Below are 1,199 nucleotides of genomic sequence, written 5' to 3' on the forward strand. Positions count from 1 at the left end.
GGTGCGGCGGGTCTGGTGGTGGCCAGCGCTGCGGCCCAACTGAAGGCCAAGGTGCTGCTGGTGGAAGGCAGCGACCGCTTGGGCGGCGATTGCCTCTGGTATGGCTGTGTGCCCAGCAAAGCCCTTCTTCACGTGGCCCATACCGTCCATCGGATTCGCCAGGCCATGGCTGCCGGTTGGGTAACTCTCCCTGGCCCAGCAGGGATCTCGGTGGATTACCTCAAGGTGTACGAACACATTCGCTCTGCCCAGAGCTACATCGCCAACCACGCCGATTCGCCAGATCGCTTCCGCCAACTGGGGGTGGAACTGGTGTTTGCCAAGGGCCACTTTGTGGATGGGCGCACCTTTGAGGTGGCAGGACGGCAGGTACAGGCGCGGGCTTTTGTCATCGCCACCGGATCCCGTCCTTGGGTTCCCCCCTTGCCGGGCTTGGCCGAGGCGGGCTATCTGACCAACGAATCGATCTTTGACTTGACCCGCTTGCCCAAATCGGTGGCGGTGATAGGGGCGGGGCCGGTAGGCTGCGAGTTGAGCCAAGCTCTGGCCCGTCTGGGATCCGAGGTGACCCTCATTGCCAGCCGCGAGCGCATCTTGCCCAAGGAGGATCCCGAAGCCGCCCAGGTGGTGCAGCAACAGTTGACCCAAGATGGGATCCGCATCCTCACCCGGGTACGCGCCACAGCAGTTGGCCAAGAGCAAGGGGCAAAGCTGCTTTCCCTAAAGGCCAATTCCGGGGCAGGCACCGCCGCTGCAGGTGATCAAGTGATCCGTGCAGAAGAGATTTTGGTGGCCGCCGGTCGGATCCCGAACGTGGAAGGGCTGGGTCTAGAAGCCGCCGGCGTGCAGTACACCCCCCAAGGGATCCAGGTAAATGCCAAGCTGCAAACCCGCAATCCCCGCATCTACGCCTGTGGGGATGTCATCGGCGGGCCGCAATTTACCCATGTGGCGGCCTACGAAGCGGCAGTGGCCTTGGTCAATGCCCTGTTTTTCCCCCTCAGCCAAGCGCGTTATCGCGTCATTCCCTGGGCCATCTTTACCGAGCCGGAGCTGGCCCGTGTGGGCCTCACCGAAAGCGAAGCCCGGCAGCAATACGGCAAGGATGTGGTGGTGCTCAAACAGGAGTTTGCCGATGTGGATCGGGCCCAGGCAGAAGCTGCCCCCCTGGGCTTTGCCAAGTTGATCTGTCGGCGCAA

1 protein-coding gene is annotated in these 1,199 nt (G+C 62.8%); it reads left to right on the forward strand.

Annotated features, from left to right (window positions below; all coding sequences use genetic code 11):
- Positions 1-1,199, forward strand: a 1,199-nt coding sequence (locus tag NW820_RS01900; protein ID WP_414406534.1) for a dihydrolipoyl dehydrogenase family protein, incomplete at both ends; no start/stop codon positions are given.

This window comes from Synechococcus sp. R55.7 (assembly GCF_047461955.1).
GTDB lineage: Bacteria > Cyanobacteriota > Cyanobacteriia > Thermostichales > Thermostichaceae > Thermostichus.